The 23,410-nt window shown below is 31.6% G+C and carries 20 protein-coding genes and 1 tRNA gene; 11 read left to right on the top strand and 10 right to left on the bottom strand.

All coding sequences use genetic code 11. The features are described from left to right. Positions 1-264 precede the first annotated feature (264 nt). From AADI82_RS04490 to AADI82_RS04475, 4 genes are all read left to right on the top strand, one after another. On the top strand, positions 265-897 hold the full coding sequence (locus tag AADI82_RS04490) for a hypothetical protein (protein WP_341215261.1): 633 nt from the start codon (positions 265-267) through the stop codon (positions 895-897). Beyond that, positions 866-2,299 (top strand): SPFH domain-containing protein, encoded by a 1,434-nt coding sequence (locus tag AADI82_RS04485; RefSeq protein ID WP_341215260.1) that lies wholly within the window; start codon positions 866-868, stop codon positions 2,297-2,299. Before AADI82_RS04490 ends, AADI82_RS04485 begins: the two co-directional genes overlap by 32 nt. 57 nt (positions 2,300-2,356) lie before the next feature. Beyond that, positions 2,357-3,451 (top strand): biotin synthase BioB, encoded by a 1,095-nt coding sequence (gene bioB / locus AADI82_RS04480; RefSeq protein WP_341215259.1) that lies wholly within the window; start codon positions 2,357-2,359, stop codon positions 3,449-3,451. Between the two features lie 191 nt (positions 3,452-3,642). Continuing rightward, the gene (locus AADI82_RS04475; RefSeq protein WP_341215258.1) at positions 3,643-4,515 is read left to right on the top strand and encodes a cupin-like domain-containing protein; all 873 of its coding nucleotides are present in this window, start codon (positions 3,643-3,645) and stop codon (positions 4,513-4,515) included. Here AADI82_RS04475 and AADI82_RS04470 read toward each other — a convergent pair. Next, a complete protein-coding gene (locus AADI82_RS04470) occupies positions 4,505-4,978 on the bottom strand; it encodes a regulatory protein RecX (RefSeq protein WP_341215257.1) in 474 nt (157 codons plus the stop codon). The two genes, AADI82_RS04475 and AADI82_RS04470, sit on opposite strands and share 11 nt — an antisense overlap. 106 nt (positions 4,979-5,084) lie before the next feature. Between AADI82_RS04470 and AADI82_RS04465 the strand changes: the two genes are divergently transcribed. Beyond that, entirely contained in the window at positions 5,085-7,517 is a 2,433-nt protein-coding gene (locus AADI82_RS04465; protein WP_341215256.1) for a T9SS type A sorting domain-containing protein, read from the top strand. Between the two features lie 170 nt (positions 7,518-7,687). Here AADI82_RS04465 and AADI82_RS04460 read toward each other — a convergent pair whose 3' ends face one another. The 4 genes from AADI82_RS04460 to gdhA all read right to left on the bottom strand — a co-directional run bounded on the left by AADI82_RS04460 (position 7,688) and on the right by gdhA (position 14,622). Further along, the gene (locus AADI82_RS04460) at positions 7,688-10,099 is read right to left on the bottom strand and encodes a TonB-dependent receptor (RefSeq protein WP_341215255.1); all 2,412 of its coding nucleotides are present in this window, start codon (positions 10,097-10,099) and stop codon (positions 7,688-7,690) included. A gap of 3 nt (positions 10,100-10,102) precedes the next feature. Next, on the bottom strand, positions 10,103-10,822 hold the full coding sequence (gene recO / locus AADI82_RS04455) for a DNA repair protein RecO (protein ID WP_341215254.1): 720 nt from the start codon (positions 10,820-10,822) through the stop codon (positions 10,103-10,105). Further along, positions 10,822-13,155: an ABC transporter substrate-binding protein gene (locus AADI82_RS04450; protein ID WP_341215253.1), complete on the bottom strand. Its 2,334-nt coding sequence runs from the start codon at positions 13,153-13,155 to the stop codon at positions 10,822-10,824. The genes recO and AADI82_RS04450 overlap by 1 nt, the downstream gene beginning before the upstream one ends. A 123-nt stretch (positions 13,156-13,278) precedes the next feature. Beyond that, positions 13,279-14,622: an NADP-specific glutamate dehydrogenase gene (gene gdhA / locus AADI82_RS04445; RefSeq protein ID WP_341215252.1), complete on the bottom strand. Its 1,344-nt coding sequence runs from the start codon at positions 14,620-14,622 to the stop codon at positions 13,279-13,281. Between the two features lie 200 nt (positions 14,623-14,822). Here gdhA and AADI82_RS04440 point away from each other — a divergent pair, with 200 nt between their 5' ends. Next, positions 14,823-15,650: a glutamate dehydrogenase gene (locus AADI82_RS04440; RefSeq protein WP_341215251.1), complete on the top strand. Its 828-nt coding sequence runs from the start codon at positions 14,823-14,825 to the stop codon at positions 15,648-15,650. A 74-nt stretch (positions 15,651-15,724) separates the two neighbouring features. Here AADI82_RS04440 and AADI82_RS04435 read toward each other — a convergent pair whose 3' ends face one another. Next, positions 15,725-16,864, bottom strand: coding sequence for a cystathionine gamma-synthase (locus AADI82_RS04435; protein WP_341215250.1), 1,140 nt, complete (start codon positions 16,862-16,864; stop codon positions 15,725-15,727). A 263-nt stretch (positions 16,865-17,127) separates the two neighbouring features. Here AADI82_RS04435 and AADI82_RS04430 point away from each other — a divergent pair, with 263 nt between their 5' ends. Beyond that, a complete protein-coding gene (locus AADI82_RS04430; protein ID WP_341215249.1) occupies positions 17,128-17,781 on the top strand; it encodes a DUF3298 domain-containing protein in 654 nt (217 codons plus the stop codon). Here AADI82_RS04430 and AADI82_RS04425 read toward each other — a convergent pair. After that, positions 17,761-18,225: a DinB family protein gene (locus tag AADI82_RS04425; RefSeq protein ID WP_341215248.1), complete on the bottom strand. Its 465-nt coding sequence runs from the start codon at positions 18,223-18,225 to the stop codon at positions 17,761-17,763. The two genes, AADI82_RS04430 and AADI82_RS04425, sit on opposite strands and share 21 nt — an antisense overlap. Before the next feature lie 106 nt (positions 18,226-18,331). Between AADI82_RS04425 and AADI82_RS04420 the strand changes: the two genes are divergently transcribed. Next, positions 18,332-18,685, top strand: coding sequence for an ArsC/Spx/MgsR family protein (locus tag AADI82_RS04420; RefSeq protein WP_341215247.1), 354 nt, complete (start codon positions 18,332-18,334; stop codon positions 18,683-18,685). A 62-nt stretch (positions 18,686-18,747) separates the two neighbouring features. On the opposite strand, the gene AADI82_RS04415 is transcribed toward AADI82_RS04420, so the two are convergent. Continuing rightward, positions 18,748-18,821, bottom strand: a tRNA-Asn gene (locus tag AADI82_RS04415). Between the two features lie 183 nt (positions 18,822-19,004). On the opposite strand from AADI82_RS04415, the gene rpiB reads away from it, so the two are divergent. From rpiB to AADI82_RS04400, 3 genes are all read left to right on the top strand, one after another. Further along, positions 19,005-19,439, top strand: coding sequence for a ribose 5-phosphate isomerase B (gene rpiB / locus AADI82_RS04410; protein WP_341215246.1), 435 nt, complete (start codon positions 19,005-19,007; stop codon positions 19,437-19,439). Then, the gene (locus tag AADI82_RS04405; protein WP_341215245.1) at positions 19,440-20,351 is read left to right on the top strand and encodes a cation diffusion facilitator family transporter; all 912 of its coding nucleotides are present in this window, start codon (positions 19,440-19,442) and stop codon (positions 20,349-20,351) included. It abuts the gene before it with no gap. Between the two features lie 132 nt (positions 20,352-20,483). Continuing rightward, positions 20,484-20,927 carry a GNAT family N-acetyltransferase gene (locus AADI82_RS04400; protein ID WP_341215244.1) on the top strand — a complete coding sequence of 148 codons (444 nt, stop codon included), beginning with the start codon at positions 20,484-20,486 and terminating at the stop codon, positions 20,925-20,927. Here the strand turns inward: AADI82_RS04400 and AADI82_RS04395 are convergent, their stop codons facing one another. Beyond that, a complete protein-coding gene (locus AADI82_RS04395; RefSeq protein ID WP_341215243.1) occupies positions 20,928-22,397 on the bottom strand; it encodes a T9SS type B sorting domain-containing protein in 1,470 nt (489 codons plus the stop codon). 6 nt (positions 22,398-22,403) lie between these two features. Further along, positions 22,404-23,258, bottom strand: coding sequence for an OmpA family protein (locus AADI82_RS04390; protein ID WP_341215242.1), 855 nt, complete (start codon positions 23,256-23,258; stop codon positions 22,404-22,406). Between the last annotated feature and the right edge of the window lie 152 nt (positions 23,259-23,410).

Here is a 23,410-nt window from a genome sequence, read left to right as displayed (position 1 = left end):
TTGGTTTTCCGTTTTTAGCAGAATTGGGCAGACAATTAATTGAGTAAATATTTTAAGTAAAAATTCTAGAGGTTATTAAAAGAAATACTTCAAAGTTTAAACCCTATTGTAACAAAACAAAAGTTTAAGCTACTAATAAATAGAAAATAGGTTTATATTTTATATAGATTTTAGTTAAAACATAACACTTGTTTTCTTTAGAGATAAAGTTGAAAAACTTTATAAAGGTTGTATATTTATTCCGTAATATTTATCTCATACACAATGGCAGAATGGTTTTCAAATTTAGGCTTACTATTAAAAATATATTGGCTAATTGCCATTTTAGGATCGCTTGTTTTTACTATTGTAATTATTCTAGCATTTACTGGAGGTGACGCTGATGAATTTGAAGATTTAGATTCTGAAATAGATGCAGACGCAGGTATTGGGTTTCAATTTATAACCTTTAAAAATTTAGTAGGATTTTTTACCATTTTTGGATGGAGTGGTATTGCTTGTATTGAAGCTGGACTATCAAAACCATTAACAATTATCATTTCTCTTTTCTCCGGAATAGTTATGATGATTATAATGGCAGCTATGTTTTATTTGATGCGAAAATTAACTGACAGTGGCACTCTAAACTACAAAAATGCTATTGGTGCTATTGGAGAAGTGTATTTGACTATTGGCGCTAACCGATCTAAAATGGGGAAAGTTAGTGTAAACGTTCAAGGCTCTTTACGCGAACTAGATGCACTTACAGATTCCTTAACAGCACTAAAATCTGGAACCATAATAAAAGTAGTTGATGTTACCAATAATGGTATATTAATAGTAGATCAAACAATAAAACCAATAGAACCAATAAAACCACACACTTATGAAATTACTGATAATTCAGGAGGGATTTAATTTAGGACTCCCAATGGCGTTAATTTTTAGCGTATTATTTATATTCCTTTTTCTAATTGTATTAATAAGACGTTATAAACGTTGTCCATCTGATAGGATTTTAGTCGTTTATGGTAAAGTTGGCGGCGGACAATCGGCAAAATGTATTCATGGTGGCGCTGCATTTATAATACCAGTAATTCAAGATTATGAATTTTTAGATTTAACACCAATCTCTATAGAAGTTAATCTTGTTAATGCGCTATCTAAACAAAACATTCGTGTAAATGTACCATCGCGTTTTACTATAGGTGTTTCAACAGAACCTGGTGTTATGCAAAATGCTGCAGAACGTTTATTAGGTTTGGGAGCGCAAGATGTACAGGAACTAGCAAAAGAAATTATTTTTGGTCAGTTACGTTTAGTAGTTGCCTCGATGGACATTGAGGAAATTAATAATGATCGCGATAAATTCTTAACTAATATTTCTCAGAGCGTAGAAACCGAATTAAAGAAAGTAGGTTTAAAACTAATTAATGTAAACATTACTGATATTGTTGATGAATCTGGGTACATCGAAGCCCTAGGTAAAGAAGCTGCGGCACATGCTATAAATGCAGCACGTAAATCGGTTGCCGAAAAAACTAGAGATGGATCTATTGGTGAAGCGAATGCAGTTCAAGATGAAAGAACTCAAGTTGCTGCTGCTAATGCGCAAGCTGTAGAAGGAGAAAATACCGCAAAAATTGCCGTTGCTAATTCCGATTCGTTACGCCGTCAACGCGAAGCAGAAGCAGAACGTGTAGCGATTGCATCTGAGAAAGTACAAAGTGCAAAAGCCTTAGAAGAATCGTATGCTGCCGAAAAAGAAGCAGAAACAGCAAGAGCAGAAAGAGAACGCTCGTCGCAAATGGCAGACGTTATTGTACCTGCTGAAATTGACAAAAGAAAAGTTGAAATTGACGCTGAAGCTGAAGCAGAAAACATTAGAAGAATTGCAAAAGGTCAAGCTGATGCGATTTTATTTAAAGCGCAAGCAGAGGCTCAAGGTTTGTATGAAGTACTAACCAAACAAGCCGCAGGTTTAGATCAAATCGTTAAGGCTGCTGGCAACAATTCAAAAGATGCGGTGTTATTGTTGATAGCTGATAAATTACCTGAATTAGTTAAAACACAAGCCGAAGCGATTAAAAACATTAAAATTGATAAAGTTACCGTTTGGGAAAATGGCGGCGGAAAAGATGGAAAGTCCTCAACGGCGAACTTCCTTTCGGGTATGTATCAATCTGTACCACCTTTACAAGAAATGTTTAACATGGCCGGAATGCAATTACCTGAATATTTAAAAGGAAAAGATGTAAAATCTGAACAGCTCAATGATTCCAATAAAAAGGAAGTAGATAGTTCTGAGAACAAAGAATAAAATTAAAATTCCGCTTTTACAGCGGAATTTTTTACTTTTACACCTATATTTTACACTATGAGCGTAACCAAACACAACTGGACTAAACAAGAAATTCTAGATATATACAACAAACCTTTAATGGAGTTGCTTTACGAAGCTGCTACAATTCATAGAAAAAACCATGACCCAAATGTGGTGCAGGTTTCTACATTGTTATCTATTAAAACTGGCGGTTGTTCTGAAGATTGCGGCTATTGCCCACAAGCAGCACGTTACCACACGAATATAGAAGGTAACGATTTAATGACGATTCAACAAGTAAAAGCCCAAGCTTTACGCGCCAAAGAAAGCGGAAGTTCGCGTGTTTGTATGGGTGCTGCATGGCGTAATGTAAAAGACGGCAAAGAGTTTGACCAAGTTTTAGAAATGGTTAGAACCATAAACAAATTAGACATGGAAGTGTGCTGTACTTTGGGTATGATTACCGAAAATCAAGCGCAACGTTTAGCCGAAGCTGGTTTGTATGCTTACAATCATAATTTAGACTCCTCTGAAGAATATTATAAAGAAGTGATTTCTACACGTGGTTATCAAGACCGATTAGATACTATTGATAATGTGCGGAAAACCAATGTAACGGTTTGTAGTGGTGGTATTATTGGTATGGGCGAAAACGTTGAAGATAGAGCTGGTATGCTAGTAGCGTTATCAACTTTAAATCCGCAACCAGAATCGACACCTATTAATGCATTAGTTGCTGTTGAAGGCACACCATTAGAAGATCAAAAACCAGTTTCTATTTGGGAAATGATTAGAATGGTAGCTACAACACGCATTGTAATGCCAGAAACTCAAGTGCGATTAAGCGCTGGACGAACACAAATGACTCGCGAAGGACAAGCCATGTGCTTTTTTGCTGGTGCAAATTCTATTTTTGCTGGCGATAAACTTTTAACAACACCAAATCCTGATGTAAATGAGGATATGGAGATGTTTAAAATGCTAGGTTTAAATCCGCAAAAGCCATTTACTAAAAAGGTACAGCCACAAACGGTTGAAGCTACCGAATCTCAGTTTGAAGCTTTAGGTGAAAAACCTAAATGGACACGACCTAAACATACTATTGAACGCAACGAAGCTGCTAAAGAAAAGGCAAAAGCGGTTAAATAATAACCATAGCTTATAAAAATGACCTTTAATGGCATGCCCGCGTTAGGGATTGCAGTGGAAAGCCCACAGCACCTTTTTTGGTGCGAGGACTTATAACGTAAAGCCCGACCCCTTTTTTTGGGGTAACGCCCAAAACACTATTTTAATTTTAGCAACGTTTTATTAACTTTGATTTAATAAAAAGTTAAGTATTGGAACTAAATTTACAAGATATTCCTCGTGTAAAAACGATTACTAAACAGGACTTCTTAAAATACTACTTTAAACCGCAAAAACCTGTGGTTATCGAGCATTTTATTGAGCATTGGCCTGCTTACACAAGATGGAATTTAGATTATATGAAAGCCGTTGCTGGCGATAAAATGGTACCGCTTTACGACGACCGACCTGTGGATTATAAAGATGGTTTTAATGAGCCACATGCCAAAATGAAAATGAGCGAGTATGTAGATTTATTAAAACGCGAACCCACAAAATTTAGAATTTTTTTGTGGAATATTTTAAAAGAAGTACCCAAATTACAAAACGATTTTAGCTATCCAGATTTTGGGTTACGTCTTATGAAAGGCTTACCCATGCTATTTTTTGGCGGCAAAGATTCGCACACATTTATGCACTACGATATTGATTTGGCTAATATTTTTCATTTTCATTTTGAAGGTAAAAAAAAGGTTATTTTATTTGACCAAAAACAGAATAATTATTTATATAAAATCCCACATTCTTTAATAACAAGAGAAGATATTGATTTTAATAACCCTGATTTTGAAAAATGGCCTATGCTTAAAAAAGCTAAAGGTTTTAAAACAGAATTAAATCATGGCGAAGTGTTGTATATGCCCGAAGGCTATTGGCATTATATGCGCTATATAACACCAGGGTTTTCAATGAGTTTACGTGCTATTGCTAGAAATCCAAAAAACTTTAGTAAAGCTGTTTATAACCTTTTAATCATGAGAAATTATGATAATGCTATGCGACGCTTAAAAGGACAGAAATGGATAGATTGGAAGAATGAACAAGCTATTGTAAAAACCCACGAAAAAAACGGACTTATTTTATAATTTCGTTAGCTTTTTCGTACACTAAATGCGATTCCCAACCACGATAGAGCAAATAATCGATTAATTTTTTTCGCTTCTTATAGATGTTAGTTTCTTTAATAGAATTAACTTTTTTTTCGGCTAAACTATTGAAAATCTCGATATACTCCCCATTTTCAATAGTGTTAAGTGCTTGATTTATATTAACTTTGCTAATGTCTTTTTTCTTTAATTCTAAAGTTAAACGACGGCGTCCCCAACGCTTAATTCTGAACTTACCACTTACAAATGTTTTGGCAAAACGTTCTTCGTTAAGAAAGTTATGCTTTAGTAGATGTACTATTATTACATCTATAGCTTCAGGTATCATATACATACCTTCTAGTTTTTGTCTAACTTCTTGATGACATCGTTCTTGATACGCACAATAATGCTCCAGTTTTTTGGTGGCTTCTTGTAGGGTATATGTTTTTTTTGGCTGCATTGGTTGTCAAAAATAGCAATAGATAAATTAATAAAAAGAATAAAATTTATAAAAACCAAATCTACTATACTAAGCGCAGGCAAAGTATAGATTATAAAAACTTAGTATGATGCAAAAAATTACTAATATAAAATCCTTTATTTTATTAATCACTTTTTTAGGTGTGGTTGGTTTTGGGTATGGGCAAACAGCCTTGTCTGAAGGGGATATAGCAATAACTGGTGTAAATGCAGATAACCCTGACCAATTTTCATTTGTTTTATTGACGGATGTTTTAAATACTACTCAAATAAATTTTACAGATTTTGGTTGGATTTCTACAGGTGGCTTTTATACATCTGTTAATGAAGGTGTTGTAAGTTGGACAGCTAATAGTGACTTACCCTGTGGAACTGAAATTGTTATAGAAAATATTGGATCTGGAAATTTCTCTGCAACAATAGGCTCTGCAACGCAAATCGATGCTGGGTTTAACTTATCTGGAATTGGGGATCAATTATTGGCATATCAAGGTACTTTAACCTCTCCTACATTTATATCAGCAGTCCACTTAGGAACCTCTGTTGGCTGGACTAATGCGACTAACACCAATACTAGTGCTGTACCTTCAGGGTTAACTGATGGTGTGAATGCTATTTACATAGGAAATATTGATAATGGCATTTATGATTGCTCTGTTACTTCAAATCAAACATTAATATTAGCTGCTTTAAATGATAACTCAAATTGGTCAGGATCTAATTCAATAAGACAAACTTTAGCCAGTTGTACTTACACTTGTGTAGCAGCAGGTTCATGTGCTTCAACAGTAACATGGAATGGTACAACTTGGGTTGGTGGAACACCTGATTTAACCACTGAGGTTAATATTGATTCTAATTATGATACTGGAAATGGCGGAATCGAAGTAAGTTTTAAGGCATGTAGTTTAACCATAAATAACGGTGCTATTTTAACAGTTAGCAATAACACTTTTATAGAAGTTGAAAATGATGTTTTGGTTGATGATGGTGAACTAAGAGTAAATACTCAGGGTAATTTTGTTCAAAATGACAACTTGGGTACTTTTTCACTTGGTGCATCTGGAACGGCATCTGTAAATAAAGTTACTCCTCCCAAACAAGACTGGTATTACTACACCTATTGGAGTTCTCCAGTAAGCGGTGAAACTATTGCTGGTGCTTTTCCTAATACTGATGCAGATAGACGTTTTTGGTTTAATGCAGCAAATTATTTAGATGAACATACAGTTGGTACTACCAATGGTATTCCAGACGAAATTGACGATAATGGTGATGATTGGGTTGTAGCTCCTGGTACAGATACAATGATTCCTGGAATGGGTTATGCAGCTACCGCAGGACCTTTTCATATACCTGGAGGAAATGATAGTGCCGATTTTATTGGCCCTTTCAATACAGGTGACATAACAACAGTAATTTCTTACGATGCATTAAATACACTTGGTAGCTGGAATTTTATCGGTAACCCATATCCGTGCGCTATGGATTTTATTGCGTTTCAAACTACAAATTCTAGTATTATTGATGGAGCCGCTTATTTTTGGTCGCAAGCAAGGCCTCCTAGTAGTGCCAATCCTGGCAACCAAGTACTAAACTTTAACCAAAATGATTATGCCGTATTTACTGTTGGGTCTGGAGGAGTTGCTGGTGGTAGTCCAGATATACCTACTCAATACATTCCTTCAGCTCAAGGCTTCTTTGTTGCAGGTCTAGACAATAACAATGTTACGTTTACTAACGCTATGCGTATGGCAGATGCAACAAGCAACACTCAATTTTTTAAAGGTTCAAATTCAAAAAAGAATACTGGAGTTACAGCCAATAAATTATGGGTAAACTTAACCTCTGATAATGGTGTTTTTAATCAAATATTAGTAGGCTATGTAGATGGTGCAACAAAAGGAAACGATGGCATGTCTTATGATGCACCAAAACTTTTATCAAATGTGGCCGCTGTACTATATACATCAATAGAAAATTTAGATAAAAAATTCGCCATTCAAGGAAAAGCTCCAAGCGATTTAAATGAAAACGAAATTATTGATTTAGGTTTTAAAACCTCAATTGACGTTGCAACGTTATATACTTTATCAATTGCTCAATTACAAGGCGATTACTTAAATAACAATACCTTATATTTAAAAGATAATTTACTTAATAAAATACATAATCTGTCTGATTCTGATTATACATTTACATCCGAAGTTGGTGAGTTTAACTCGCGTTTTCAAATTGCTTTTAGTGCTAAAGCATTGTCTGTTGACGGTATCAGTTTAAATGACGATAGTCTTAAAATCATTGAATTAAATGACGACTTTGTAAGTTTTAAAACCTCAAATAATTTAAACATTAAAACGATAACGATTTACGACCTTTTAGGGAGACAACTTTACAATTTAAAAGGTAATAATAGTTCTGAAACTTATCAGCTTTCAAACTTAAAAAGCACGGTTTATATTGCTAAAGTGACGCTATCAAATGGCGCGATTATTACTAAAAAAGCGATTAAAAAATAATTGTTGTTATTGTGAATTATACCTTTTTGTATGATTAGCAATTTGTTTATTTAAGTTTTGAACTTCTATCAAAAAAAATGCCACGTCGTGCCTCCTCGCAATGACGTATTTGTTTTAGTTTGCAGATCTCAATTAGAAAGATTACCACGTCCTTCGTCCTCGTAATGACGTTATAAACTATATTTTAAAGCCAAAATAAAGTTTCTGCCTGCAGCTGCAATACCCGAAGAATAGGTTTTATAACGCTGGTCTGTAATATTTTCTAAACTAGCAGTAAATGTTGTTGAGTTATTTATTTGATATTGAGTTCTTATATTTAATGTACTCCATGAAGGCGAATAAGGATTTCCGTTTTCATCTTTTGCATAAATATAATCTTTTCCTATTTCAGAAGGTGCTAACTGATTAAACGCTAATTCGTTATTATAATTAGCAAATACATCAACTTTTAAATTTTTATAATTCCAAACTAAATGGGTGTTTCCAAAACTAGGTGCTACATGTCGAATTGGAACTTCAATATTTCCTTCCTCTTCGGTACCGCCAATAACACTATACTGAGATGTTAGTTTGAGGCTTTTAATAATACGCATATTCAAACCCACTTCAAAACCATAAATCCATGCCTTTGAAGCATTTTGTATCGCTTGCACATTACTTAATTCGCCGTCGTACATAATCTGCGTTTCACCATTTAAGTTGTAATCACGTCGTACCAAAGCATTATTCAAATAGGTGTAATACGAACTCATATCTAATATAAAAGCATCACTAAAACTTAATTTCAAAGCTAACTCGCCACCATAAGCATATTCTGGTTTTAAATTTTCGTTTGGCACAACTACCGATCCTGGTTCAGAATCAAATACTTTACCAATATCATCAATATTTGGTGCTCTAAAAGCTGATGATGCATTTAATTTCCATTGTAAAATCTTATTAGGCGACCAACTAATTCCTGCTGTTCCTGTAAATGCTCCTGCTTTATTTTCTGAAGATTCAAAAGGCAAATTCAAATATGCATTATTAGCTTTAAAATCAGCTTTAGATACAATATGGTTAAAACGTAAACCCGATTGAAAAACGAATTTTGAATTTGGTTTATATTTAATACTCGAATATAGAGCTGCCGATTGCCAACTCGCTCCATTTGGATACCTTGATACTGTTGGAAACGTTGTATTGTTTATAATATTTTCTTCTTTACCATGCGACATCACCTTGTTGTAAACATACTCAAATCCATAAAAAAATTGAGTTTTTGGAGTCAAAGTTTTTTCAAAATCTAAATTAAAAGAATAGGCATCAACAGCTTCTTCTCTTATACTTCTTATGTCCGATTGAAAACCTCTGTCTTTTCTACTCTCTTGAAAATTTTGATATGCTAATGTTGCTTTAACTTTATTGTATAAATTAGATCGACTACTTAACTTGGTAATTTGGAAGTTAGACATAAACCATTGCTGTGGTCCGTAATTCCATTCGGCAGAACGTAAGGCATCATTTTTATAACGTATCAATCGGTCATACCTTGGTATATCTGAAGTTGTAGTATAATGTAAGCCTAAATTGAAACTTAAATTTTCATAAGGTTGATAATGTGCTTTTTGCATCAAGTTTATTTGGTTATACCCTGAATACTTTTGCTTTAAAGAATTGTTGTTTTCAATAATTACATCGCCGTTATTTGTTGTTAATGCAAATTCTGGTCTTAAATAATCATCAGGACCATAACTTCCCATTCTTAAATCATTAAAATCGGTATAACTCACATTCGTTAAAAACGCCCACTTTTTGTAGCCTAAATTAAAATCGAAATGTCCCGTTTTTTCTTCATTAGCTGTGGCGTATCTAACAATAGCGTTAGATTGAAATAAAAGCGTATCGGTTTTTGATAACTTTGGCTTTAAGGTATAAAAGCTCATAACACCTCCAATAGCATCACTACCATAAATAACTGAACCCGAACCCAAAGTTACCTCAGTATTCTGAATTGCAAATGGATCGACAGCTATAACATTGTGCAAATTTCCGCCTCTAAAAATGGCATTGTTCATTCTTACACCATCTACTGAAATTAATAGCCTGTTTGTAGAAAACCCTCGAATCATTGGACTCCCACCTCCTAATTGACTTTTTTGAACATAAACTTGTCCAGTAGTTTCCAATAAATCTGCACTAGTCTGCGGATTTATAAATTGAATACTTTCTGAATTTAGACTAATGATTTTTTGAGGAATATCTTTTTTACTTTGTTCAAACTTTGAAGCCGAAATAACTATTTCTTCTAACCCCTGAGTATTCGCATCTAAATAAACTATATTAAATATATTAATTTGAGTTTTTTTTAGTGTTTTTAAAAGATGTGATAAGTGTTGAAAATAAATAGTTTCTGTATCTGAAAACTTATCTAAATCTGCTTCACCATTTAAATTGGTTATAACACTTTTAGTTTTATTTGCATTATAAATCGCAACACCAAAAATAGGTTCTTGGGTAAGTTTATTTAAAACTTTTATTTGTTGTGCAACTAACACATTGGATGCAAAAAACAATAAAAAAATGGTAAAACAAAGTTTCATACTTTAACTAAAAACTTGATTAAATATTTGGAGTGATTTTGGTGTTTTAAAACTGCCCAAATGTAATTCAAAATAAAGCAAAATCATACTTAAAAATGATTGTCTTTGTCTTGCATTAATTTTCACTGAAGATAAGGCATCAAATGTTATGCCCAATAGGGTTTTTAGCAATGTTAAATTTTCTCCACAAACAGTGTATTTACCTTGTTGCTTTGTTTCAAATTTGCCATCTAATAAATTAAAGTAATTGTATGCTGTATTAATTTCTTCTGGATAAAAACCTAAATATTTGGTTAGATTTAGTAGAAAAAGTAAATGAAAATTTGAGTATTCTGAATGTACATCTAACCATAATAATGTGGTTTCTATATAACTAAATAGGTTGGTGTTTTGTTCTTCTTCTTTTAAAGTATTGGCTAAAACTTCTGCCAAAAACATAACAATTGAGCTTTTTAAAATATTTGAATGTAAACTCGCATATAGATAATTTAACTTAATCTCTTTAATAACTTGTAAAGAGCGGTTCTGTTTGTATATAATTTCTAATTGTAATTGGGATAATAGTTGAAAATATGCGATTTTTGAGTTTCCTTTTTTGCTTTTTAAAACACCTCTTAGCAAAAAACTAACAACACCTAATTGCTCGGTATAACATTTTACAATTAAATCGTTATCGCGATACTTAAGTTTAGATAAAACAATAGCATTTGTGGTAAGTAACATTATCTAACAACCATTAATTTTAGTACCTTGGTTTCAAAGGTATCTAAATCTGATAACATCACAAGATACACGCCTGAAGCCACCACATTGTTAGCAAGGTTTTTTCCATTCCAATAGGCGGTTCCGCCATCAATTTCAAGGTTATAACCCCTGTATCTGAGATTGTTTCTCGACTGTGCTTCGGCTACTAAATTACCTTCAATGTCTGTTATTTTAATATTTACGTTTTCAGAAATGTCTTTAATTTTTACTTTCTCGTCAACAATATTAAAGGTCGGTCTTACAGGGTTTGGATAGGCATATGCGTTTTCTAAATCGCCTAAAGGACTTGAACCGCCCGAACGAAAAGATACTAAGCCTTTGTTTGTTGCAATGTAAACAATGCCATTAGCATCATCTAAAGAAATATCGTTTATGGTATTAGATGGCAATGGCGAATTATCTTTTGTAAAGTGGAATATGGTTTTTTGTCCGTCTGCAGAAAAATAAAATAGTCCAGAATCTGCAGTTCCAATCCATTTATTGTTTGAACCATCTACTTCAATATCTTTAATTAATTGTTCAAACAGTAACTCTTTAGCTATGCCGCCTTCTTCTATAATTATTTCTTCGGCTCGAATATTTGCTTCAGTAAAAAAATTAGAGGTGTTATAAATAACTCTTAAACCTCTATCTGTGCCCACCCATAATTGATTTCTTTTATCAATAGCAATAGCTGTTGTAATATGTGAGGGCATATTATCTTCTTCGCTGTTAATACTTTTTAATAAAGGAGTTCCGTTATTTTCTCTAAAACCTATAACACCATTCCAATAACCTGCAATCCATTTAGTGTCATCATTCCCAATAACAATATTACCAAATCCTAATTCGGTTCTAAATTGTGTAAAATCATAGGATTGCCATTGGTTATTACTTGGGTTAAATGATTTTAAAGGTTTTTCAACTTGACTTGTAAGTGTCCATAAAACACCATTTCTATCAAAAGCAAATGGACCAACTCTTATATCAACATAATTTGGGTTTGAAGGTAACACTAAAGACTCTAAACCACTATTGGTTTCATTATGTAACACACTCGGAATTTCATCATTTATTTCTAATAATCCACTAAAAAAAGAACTTATAAATACTTGGTTGTTATTATTTGGGTTTATTGAAATTGCATTTAAACATTTAGCACCCAAAACCTCTTCATAAGGTGTGTTTATCCAGCCATCATCTTTCAAATGACTAATACCTCTGTTATTTAAAGGGTAAGGATTATAAAAAAAACTGTACTCTCCAAAAGTAACCCATAAATCATTTTGTCCTGCTTGAATTGAAAATGGTATATTTAACAATGGCCCTTCGGGATGAATTTCTTCATATTCTATTGGATTTGATATCGATGTTTTTAAAATACCAAAATCTTTAGTTCCAATAAAAATTGAATCAGCATCAACAGTTACTGAAGTAAATGTAGTATCAAAAACACCATCAACATTCGCTTGAGTTATTAAATTAAAGCTACTATCGTAAACAAAAGTGTTGTTGTTTGTAGTTACCAATAATTTGTTATCTGTTGCTCTAACATCAACTGGCACATCGGCAAATTGAAATACTTCGGTTAAAACATCGTTTACAACTTGATAAACTCTTCTGTTAGTTCTAATAGTATACAATTGGTTTTCTACAGATTGAACTGCTAAAAAATCACCATTAGATACGGTTTCCCAATTTTGATAATCGATTAAATTTGGGCTAGATACTTGAGCTTTTTTCAATCCGCTGCCATCTAAACATGCTGCGTAAATATAATCTCCTAAAATAGTAGTTTGATTAACTCGTATTTGACTACCTAAATTTCCTACAAAATAAGTATCTCCAAATTCCAATCGTTCTAAATTAAATACTGAAATTCCGTAATTGGTTGCAATGTAAACTACATTATCAAAAGCATTAAAATGATTTATCCTTTTATCTGTTCCTGGGATAGTAGATTTTTCAATAATATCGACTATGGAGAGAATGTCGTCATCATTATCAAAAGCAATTTCTATTAACCCATTTTCGTAACCAATAAGTAACAACTTATAAGCATCACTATAATATATTGTTGATATGGTTTCACCAGATAATCCGTTTACAGTAGTTAGTTTGTTTAACTCGTTAGTTTGTAAATCTAAACTGAAAATAGCATTTTCTGATGCTGCATAAATTTTGTTATTACCTTTTACAACATCCTTTATATTATTATATGAAAAATGCCCTTCCCAAAGTGCCGAAAAATCTTGAGCAAATTGTAAAAGAGGTATGCAACACATTAATAATACAACAAGTCTTTTAATCATAAAAATACTTTTTAAAGGCTAAAGATATTTATAACTAACGAATTTTGCTTTAAAATGATATAATTTAAACTAAAAAAGCTTCCTAAAATTTTAGGAAGCTTTTCAATACCTATAAGGCTTATTCTAAACAATGCCTTGTGCCAACATAGCATCAGCTACTTTAACAAATCCTGCAATGTTTGCTCCTTTAATATAGTCTATAGACCCGTCATCATTTTTACCATATTCAACACAAGAATCATGAATATCTTCCATGATATCTTTTAATCGCATATCAACTTCTTCGCGAGACCAACTTAAGCGAAGCGAGTTTTGACTCATTTCTAAACCAGATGTTGCAACACCACCTGCATTAGAAGCTTTTCCTGGTGCGAATAAGATTTTTGCATTTTGAAATTTATGAATTGCCTCTGGTGTTGATGGCATATTAGCACCTTCAGAAACACAAATACACCCGTTTGCTATTAATTTCTTAGCATCATCTCCATTCAACTCATTTTGAGTTGCACATGGCAATGCGATATCACATTTTACCGACCAAGGCGTTTCTCCTTTGAAAAATTTTGCATGAGAATATTTTTCAACATATTCGTTAATTCTTCCTCTTTTTACATTTTTCAATTCCATAATAAATGCTAATTTCTCAGCATCAATTCCATCTTCATCTAAAATATATCCAGTAGAATCAGACATTGTTAATATAGTTGCACCTAATTCAATTGCTTTTTCAGCAGCGTATTGGGCAACATTACCCGATCCAGAAATGACTACTTTTTTACCCTCGAAAGAATCTCCTTTTGTATTTAACATATTTTGAGCAAAATACACATTTCCGTATCCAGTAGCTTCTGGTCTAATTAATGAGCCTCCCCAAGATTGACCTTTACCAGTTAAAACTCCTGTAAATTCATTTTTCAATTTTTTGTACATCCCAAACATGAAGCCAATCTCTCTACTTCCCACACCTATATCTCCTGCTGGAACATCTGTATTAGGTCCAATGTGTCTAAATAACTCGCTCATAAAAGCATGGCAAAATCGCATAATTTCATTATCTGATTTGCCTTTAGGATCAAAATCCGAACCTCCTTTTCCTCCACCCATTGGTAAAGTTGTTAAAGAGTTTTTAAACACTTGCTCAAAAGCTAAAAACTTTAAAATACTAGCATTTACTGTAGGGTGAAAACGCAAACCGCCTTTATAAGGTCCAATTGCAGAATTCATTTGAACTCTATAACCTCTGTTTACTTGAATTTCTCCTTGGTCATCTACCCAAGAAACCCTAAAAGAAATTAATCGTTCTGGCTCTACCATTCTTAAAAGAATGTTTTTTCCATAATAAATGTCGTGTTTAACAATATAAGGAATTACTGTTTCTGCTACTTCCTCAACAGCTTGTAAAAACTCTGGTTCGTGTCCATTACGTCTTTTTACCTCATCTAAAAATGCATCAATATTATTTTTCATATATACGAATTGTATTACTTAATTATGAACAATATAATTTAAAGGCACAAATATACGTTATCTTTAAAAATTACATCATTTTTTTTTGAAATTCGTAACTAATACTTTTTAGGCTTTTCCTCAAAACGTACAAATATTTGTTTGTTAATCGAGTTTTTATATATTTGTTGTAATAATGCCTCAAAAAACACAACCTTATTATGCTTAACTTGAAACATTTAGCTTCAGCTTTTTGCTTGTTTGTTATTTATCAAACCGCATACTCTCAATTAGGTTTTTCGCACGAAATAGGCGTTATTGCTGGTCCTGTAGAATTTAGATCGGATTTTGGTAGTCGAGATGACGAAAAAACTAACTTTGGTAATTCAGGGTTTGGTATAGGAATAGTGCATTACATCAATTTTTCATATAGAGCAGATTGTAATTGTTATACAACCGATACGTATTGGAATGATCATTTTAAATTAAGAAACGAAATTTCTTGGAATAAAACCAATTTAAATCATCATGGAAAATGGGTAGACCCTAACCGTACTACCCCAAATGCTGATAAATTAAGAGCGCACTCCGGTGTTGCACAAAATTTAGATATAGGAACTCAACTTGAGTTTTTCCCTAGAAGTATTCGTGACTTTCAATCTTTTAGTTACAGAGTAGCCCCTTTTGCAAGCTTAGGTGTTCATTACACGTCTTTTAACCCAAAAGCGAGTACAACTTATGGTGATACTACCAACCCCAATTATAGAGGTGTTTTTGATCCTGCCAATATTTATTCACATTGGTTTGATAATTTTGATCCAACTGTAGAACCATATCCTATTAATGTAAACGGAGGCAGTACTTGGTCTATGGTTGCAAGTGGAGGTGTCCGTTATAAGCTTGATAAATTATCTGATTTGATGCTAGATTTTAGATTTCAATATTATTTTAGTGATTGGGTTGATGGTTTAAACCATAAGTTAGAGTATAATAAGCATAACGATTGGCTTTTATGGGTTAATGTTGGTTACATTTATTATTTAGATTAAAACAACATTTATTAATATATAAAAAACCCATAATTGAAATTTCAATTATGGGTTTTTTATATTCGTTTTTATTTTTAACCCAAAGCTTGTTTTAAATCGGCAATTAAATCATCAATATCTTCAATACCAACACTTAATCTGATTAAAGAATCTACAACACCTGTTTTTTCTCTTTCTTCTTTTGGTATACTTGCATGCGTCATACTTGCTGGGTGACCAGAAAGTGATTCTACACCGCCTAAAGATTCAGCCAAAGTAAAAACCTTTAAATTTTCAACTATTTTAATAGCCTCTTCAAAATTGTTTCCTTTTGAGGTAAATGAAATCATACCTCCAAAATCTTTCATTTGAGATTTTGCTATATGATGATTTGGATGATTTTCAAACCCTGGCCAATACACGTTTTCAACTTTAGGATGATTTACTAAATATTCAGCAACTGCTTTACCGTTTTCGCAATGACGTTGCATTCTTACGTGTAATGTTTTTATACCTCTTAACACTAAAAAACTGTCTTGAGGTCCACAAATAGCACCGCTTGCGTTTTGTATAAAATATAACCTATCTGCTAATTCTTTATTTTTAACAGCAAGTGCACCCATAACAACGTCGCTATGCCCGCCAAGGTATTTGGTTGCCGAATGCATAACAATATCTGCTCCCAAATCTAATGGTTGTTGTAAATAAGGTGTCGCAAACGTGTTATCTACAGCTAACAAAACATCATGCTTTTTAGCTATTGCAGATATCGCTTTTATGTCTATAATAGTCATCATTGGATTGGTTGGTGTTTCAACCCAGATAAGTTTTGTATTGGCATTGATATAAGACTCAATATTCGAAGCATTTTCCATGCCTATAAAATGAAATTTGATGCCAAAATCTTGAAATATTTTAGTAAACAACCTAAACGAACCACCGTACAAATCGTTAGTAGAAACCACTTCATCTCCAGGCTTTAAAAGTTTAATAACTGCATCAATTGCTGCAAGGCCAGACCCAAAAGCAAGTCCGTAGTTTCCGTTTTCAATACTTGCAAAAGCATTTTCTAAAGCATTTCTAGTTGGGTTATGTGATCTTGAATATTCATAACCTTTATGGCCTCCAGGAGTGGTTTGTGCATAGGTTGTTGTTTGGTATATTGGAGGCATTACAGCTCCGTAAGCTAGATCGTGCTCTTGCCCGCCGTGTATTACTTTTGTATTAAATTTCATTGTTTATTCTATTTGTTACAAATGTAACTTTTAATTCGTTGAAGTAAAAAATATTATTAATTCTATATCTGACTTTTTACTTAGATTCTAGCTTTCGCGAGAATGACAATTTTAATTGATACCTCGATAATCTATCGAGGAATTCTTTTTCAATTCAAATGCAATAATTACCTTTAACACTAGTTTATATTATACTTATGTTTAAAAATAAATATCTTTTAATTATCTTCTTTTTTTGTTTGCTTTTAGGCTGTAAAAAAGATATGTCAATTGTTTTTACAGAAACAAACCTCACTTCAGAAAATAACAGTATTGTTAATGTAAATATTCCATTAGCACACAAAAATAATGATATAACTAAATCAATTAATTTGTCTATTAAAGACTATGTAATTGGCGCATTACAAATTGGAGAGCCTAATAATTCAACTTCAAAATCTGTAGAAGAAAGTATTAAAAATTTTAATAACGAGTACAACAATTTTATAAACGATTTTCCTGAAAGTACTCAAGAATGGGAAGCGCAAATTGATGGTGAAGTCGTTTTTAAAACACAGGACATTATAAGTGTTTCTTTAACATCTTACACTAATACTGGTGGTGCTCATGGTAATTTAAATATTTCATTTTTAAATTTTGATCCGTCAACAGGAAAAATAATCGATAATAATCAATTATTTACAGATATTGAAGGGTTTAAAACCATTGTAAAAAAATATTTTGACATTTCAATAAAAGACAAAGATATTCTTTTTGACAGCGAAACTTTTCAACTTCCTGAAAATATTGGGTTTAGTGATGATGGTATTATTTTACTTTACAATACCTACGAAATTGCGCCTTACTCCACTGGTATTATAGAATTTAGTATTCCTATTGAAGAAGCTAATCCTTACTTAGTTTTTAATAGCTTTTAATAGTGCCAAAACGTACCCGTAGTGAATGCCTTCGTGGGTAAGTATAAACTGCAAAGCTTCGTCAATATTAGTTAATGTATTTCCAGTTGTAGATACCGTATATGTATTATACGTCTTAAAAACGTTGTTGTTGTAATCCGCTTTTGTGTTTTCTAATGTAGAAAATAACAAACGTTTTATGTCGTTTACTTCATCTTGAGTTACATCGTTTTCTGGCTTTGTATCTTTTCTATATTTATTAATCATCTCATCTGAAAGTACCGATTGTAAACCCGACAACTTATAGGCCAATAATTGCTCTGAAACTACAACATGGGCAATATTCCATATAATATTATTATTAAATCCTTTTGGTACTTTGTTTAAATCTTCTAAAGTATTCTCATCGATTATTTTACTAAAAATAGTTCGTATATTATTTATAACCTGAAATGTAAAATCCATATTATTTATTTTTTCGATAAATATAGTATTTATACTATAATTGCCTTTATTTGTTATTGAAATTCTTTAGATTTCCTTTTTCAAGAAAATGAAAAAACAAATAATTATGAAAAAAGTATACTATTTAAAAACCTGTAGCACTTGCATTAGAATTTTAAAAGATTTGAACTTGTCTTCTGAATTTGTTTTACAGGATATTAAAACTGAAGACATCACAGTTAAACAATTAGAACAAATGAAAGTTCTAGCAGGAAGCTACGAAGCGCTTTTTAGCAAGCGTGCTAAACTTTATAAGGAAATGGATTTAAAAAACCAACAGCTTGAAGAGCGCGATTACAAGCACTATATTTTAGACCATTACACCTTTTTAAGCAGACCTGTAATTATTATTGATGATGCTATTTTTATAGGAAATTCTAAAAAAGTAGTTGAAGCGGTAAAAACACATTTATCTAAATAATTAAATTTTAAATAAAAGCATGAAAAACAAAAAAGTCTAACATAAATGTTAGACTTTTTTTGCTCCTTCTCTTGGGCTCGAACCAAGGACCCTCTGATTAACAGTCAGATGCTCTAACCAACTGAGCTAAGAAGGAATGTTTTTTCTGCGTTAGCGAGCGCAAATATATATTATTTTTTAATTACAACAAAACGACTTTTAATTAAAATTAATATTTTTTTAATTTTTATTAAAGGTTTCTATTGAAGTTGTCATTCTCGCTAAGGCAGAAATCTAACGCTTAATTTATTACCTTTGTTTAATAAAAAAAAATATAAAAATGACAATTTCTATTGGTAACGATCACGCAGGAACAAATTATAAATTTGCTATTAAAAAGCATTTAGAAACTAAAGGGTATATAGTAAACAATTATGGAACCGATACTAGTGATAGCGTAGATTACCCAGATTTTGTACATCCGGTTGCTAAAGATGTTGTTGCTAAAAAAGCTAATTTTGGAATACTAATTTGCGGTAGTGCTAATGGTGTAGCTATGACTGCTAATAAATATCAAGAAATTAGAGCTGGTTTATGTTGGAATAAAGAAATTGTTAGTTTAATTAGGCAGCACAATAATGCTAATATTTTATGTATTCCTGCGCGTTTTACAGCTATTCATCAAGCTATAGAAATGGTTGATACATTTTTAAATACTGAATTTGAAGGCGGACGACACCAAAATAGAATTGATAAAATTCCATTGTCTTGTTAAATGGGACATAATCATTCTCATACTCATGATCATCCAGATTTAAAAGGAAGAAATCTTTTTATATCTATCCTATTAAATATTGGTATTACAGTAGCTCAAGTAATAGGTGGTTTAATATCTGGTAGTTTAGCACTTTTAAGTGATGCGTTGCATAATTTTAGTGATGTCATTTCATTAATTATAAGTTATGTAGCCGATAAACTTTCAAAACGTAAAGCATCATTTCAAAAAACTTTTGGGTATAAACGAGCCGAAATATTAGCAGCTTTTATAAATGCTGTAACTTTAATTATTGTTGCTATTTTATTAATTATTGAAGCTGTTGAGCGTTTTCAAAATCCACAAGAAATAGAATTCAATTTAGTTATTTGGTTGTCTTTAGTAGCCATTTTAGGAAATGGTTTAAGTGTGCTTTTATTAAAAAAAGATGCCCAAGCTAACATGAATATGAAAAGTGCATACCTGCATTTATTAACCGATATGATGGCTAGTGTTGCAGTTTTAATAGGTGGTTTGTTAATGAAATATTATCAGTTATATTGGGTAGATAGTGTTCTTACTTTTGCAATTGCTTTGTATTTAATTTGGATGGGTTTTGATTTGTTAAAAGATTCAACCAAAGTACTTATGTTGTTTACACCAGATTCTACTCCTATAAATAAAATTGTAGATGAAATTAATACATTTGAAAGCATTAAAAATGTACACCATGTACATATTTGGCAATTAAATGAAGAGGAAATTCATTTAGAAGCTCACATTGATTTTAATGAAGATATAACCTTATCTCAATTTGATACTATTTTACATAAAATTGAAGATTTAGTATTACATAAATACGATATTAACCATGTCAATATTCAACCAGAATTTGGTAAAGATGATGTTAAAGATGTGATTGTTCAAGATTGACGCTTTTTTGTCACACTCAACTTGTTTCAATATCTCATCGTTATAATAAGGTTTTCTTTAAAATTAAAATATTACCATAAATTCATTAATTTTTTATATAATTATTCGTGTATTAGTGGTTAAAAAAGTATTATGCTAGAAATAAAAGTTAAAACATTTCAAGAATTAACTACACAAGAATTATACGATTTACTACAATTACGTAGTGAAGTTTTTGTAGTTGAACAAGATTGTGTTTACCAAGACCTTGATGGTAAAGACCAAAAATCACGTCATGTTTTAGGTTTTAAAAATGATAAAATAATAGCTTATACACGCATTTTTAAACCAGGTGATTATTTTGAAGAAGCTAGTATTGGTAGAGTAGTTGTTAAAAAAAATGAACGTCAATATAAATATGGTTATGATATTATGATAGCTTCAATTGAAGCTATAAAAAATCATTTTAATGTAACAAAAATTAAAATTTCAGCTCAAGTTTATTTAAAACAATTTTATAATAATTTGGCTTTTAAAGTTATAGGTGAAGAATACCTTGAAGATGATATTCCGCATATAGCTATGGTACGAGAGTAGTTAGCGTTTTAAAGTAAAATAACCTGTTATAATGGCTTTATTATTTAAAACTATTTTATACCAATAACTATCAACAGGTAAAAGCTTTCCATTTAAAGTACCGTCCCAACCTTTCGATGTGGGGAGTAAAAATTTTAGTAATTTTCCGTATCGGTTATAAATAACAATATTATTCACGCTGTTGTTATTGTCAATAACATTCCAATAGTCATGCTTTCCATCATTATTCGGGGTAAAATATTTAGGAATAAAATAATCTTCGTTAGTAATAGTTACCGTAAAATTGGTTTCGTTACTATCGCAAATCGTTTCGTTATAAATAAAAATAGTTTGGGAACTAGTAATAACATCTCCAGCTTCTAATCGAGTGCCATTTCCACCAGATTGCGTAAAATAGTTACCATTATTAAGTGCTGGTAACGTATAGCTTTTTCCTATAAAATCAGCTAAAACATCAACAGGTACAAAATTAGTACAGTCTGAAAAATCACTAACAAAATTTGAAAAAGGATACGGTTTCCAATTTGGATAACTTAAAGACGGATCATCAATAACCACACAACTTAAATTGGGGTTAAATTCAAAATCCATAATAGTTGCGTTTTCATTAGTACCATTTTTAATATTTAACCAACAGAGGTTATTATTACTACAATCTAAATTCACTAATGAGGTGTTTTGAGACATGTCTAGTTGTGTAATGCTGTTAAACTCACAACTTAAATCGCTAAGCAGTATGTTTTGGGTAACATCTAAACTGGTAAGTAAGTTGTTAAAACATAAAAACACCCTTAAATTGGTATTTAAGCTCACGTTTAAATTACTTATTTGATTTAAACCACAATCAAAAAAAGCTAAGTTTGGGTTTTGGGTAACATTTAAATTAGTTAGCAGATTATTTCTAATAATAAATGTGTTTAAGGTTTTGTTTTGAGTAACATCAATGTTCGATATTTGATTGTTTTCGCAAACCAAAACATTTAAACTTAAGTTTCGAGAGGTATCTAAACTTGTTATTTGGTTGTCCCCACAGGTTAATGATATTAAATTGGTATTGTTAACTACGTTAATACTAGTTAACTGGTTAAAATCGCACCAAAGAATTTTTAGATTGCTAAGTGCAGAAACATTTAAGCTTGTTAGCACATTGTTGTTGCAATATAGTTCTGTGAGATTAGAATTTGAAGTAATGGGTAAACTGATTAAATTATTTTCTGAGCAATTAAGAATCGATAAAGCTGTAAAATCTTGAATACCGGTTAAATCCGAAATATTCTTTGAAGCTATGTCTAAATTAGTTCTTGTATTAATATTGGCTGTAGGAACAAAATCATCTAAAGATCCAGAATCGTAACCTAAATCAATTAGAGCTTGTTCAAAATTATCATCAGGAACAAAGGTGTTTTGAGCAACACAATAATTACTTATTAAAAATAAAAATAAAGTAAAAAAGTTGATTTTATTAACCATAAACCCTTAGTTCTCATTACCTACATAAGTAATTAAAATTTCTACACGTCTATCTAATTTTGGGTCGCCACCAAGTGGAAATTTTCTACGCATACCCATATAGCGCATCCGTTTTTTGTTAACACCTTTCTTTACAAAATAGTTATATACATATTTTGCTCTAGCTTCTGATAGATTACGTTTTTTAGTTTTTCTATCAACAGCATCTCGAGAAAATTGAGTACAGCAAACGTGCCCTTGAATGGTAAAATAAATATCGTTGCGCTCTACTAATGATTTTGCAATTTCCTGAAGCGTTTTTTTAGAATCTGGTGTTACCGTGGCATATCCAGTTTTAAACAAAATATTTTCAAAAATAATTTTATCACCAACTTTAAGCTTGCCTTTTATTTGATTAGGAACATCTTTCTTTTTAGCAGCTTCAACAATTGGTTTTTCTTCTTCAATAATCTCTGGTTTAGGCTTTACTATAATTTCTACTTTTCGATTTAAACCTCTAATTTTTAATATGTTTTTTTCATTAACTATTTTTAGTAGAACTTCACCTTTTCCATCAACATTTGTAATTAAAGATTCGCTTATTTCGTTGTTTGAAAAAATGGTTTTTATAGCATTAGCACGTTGTTGAGATAGTTTTAAATTATAATCGGCCGCACCTATATCATCACAAAAACCATAAATAGAAATAGACTCAATATCAACGTCTGTTAACGTAGAGATGAAGAGTAATAATCTATTTTCTTCGGTAGGAATAACATCAAATTTATCTGTATCAAAATAAACATCGTGTGTGAGTTTGCTTTGAGAAGAAACAATATTAAAACAAAGTATGAGTAATATGAGACTAAATAATTTATTCATTACAGGGGAATAGAATATGCTATAAAGATACTCTTTTTAATTAAAAAAGAGTTCCTCAACGCTTGTGTTAAAGTTTCTTAATAAACTGTGATGTTCTTAAAAAAGAGAATCTAATGCTTAAAATAAGTTTTATCTTAAGTAATTTAAATAAG

This window comes from uncultured Wocania sp. (genome assembly GCF_964021735.1).
Classification (GTDB): Bacteria; Bacteroidota; Bacteroidia; order Flavobacteriales; family Flavobacteriaceae; genus Wocania_A.
This window is presented reverse-complemented; position numbering and strand designations above follow the sequence as displayed.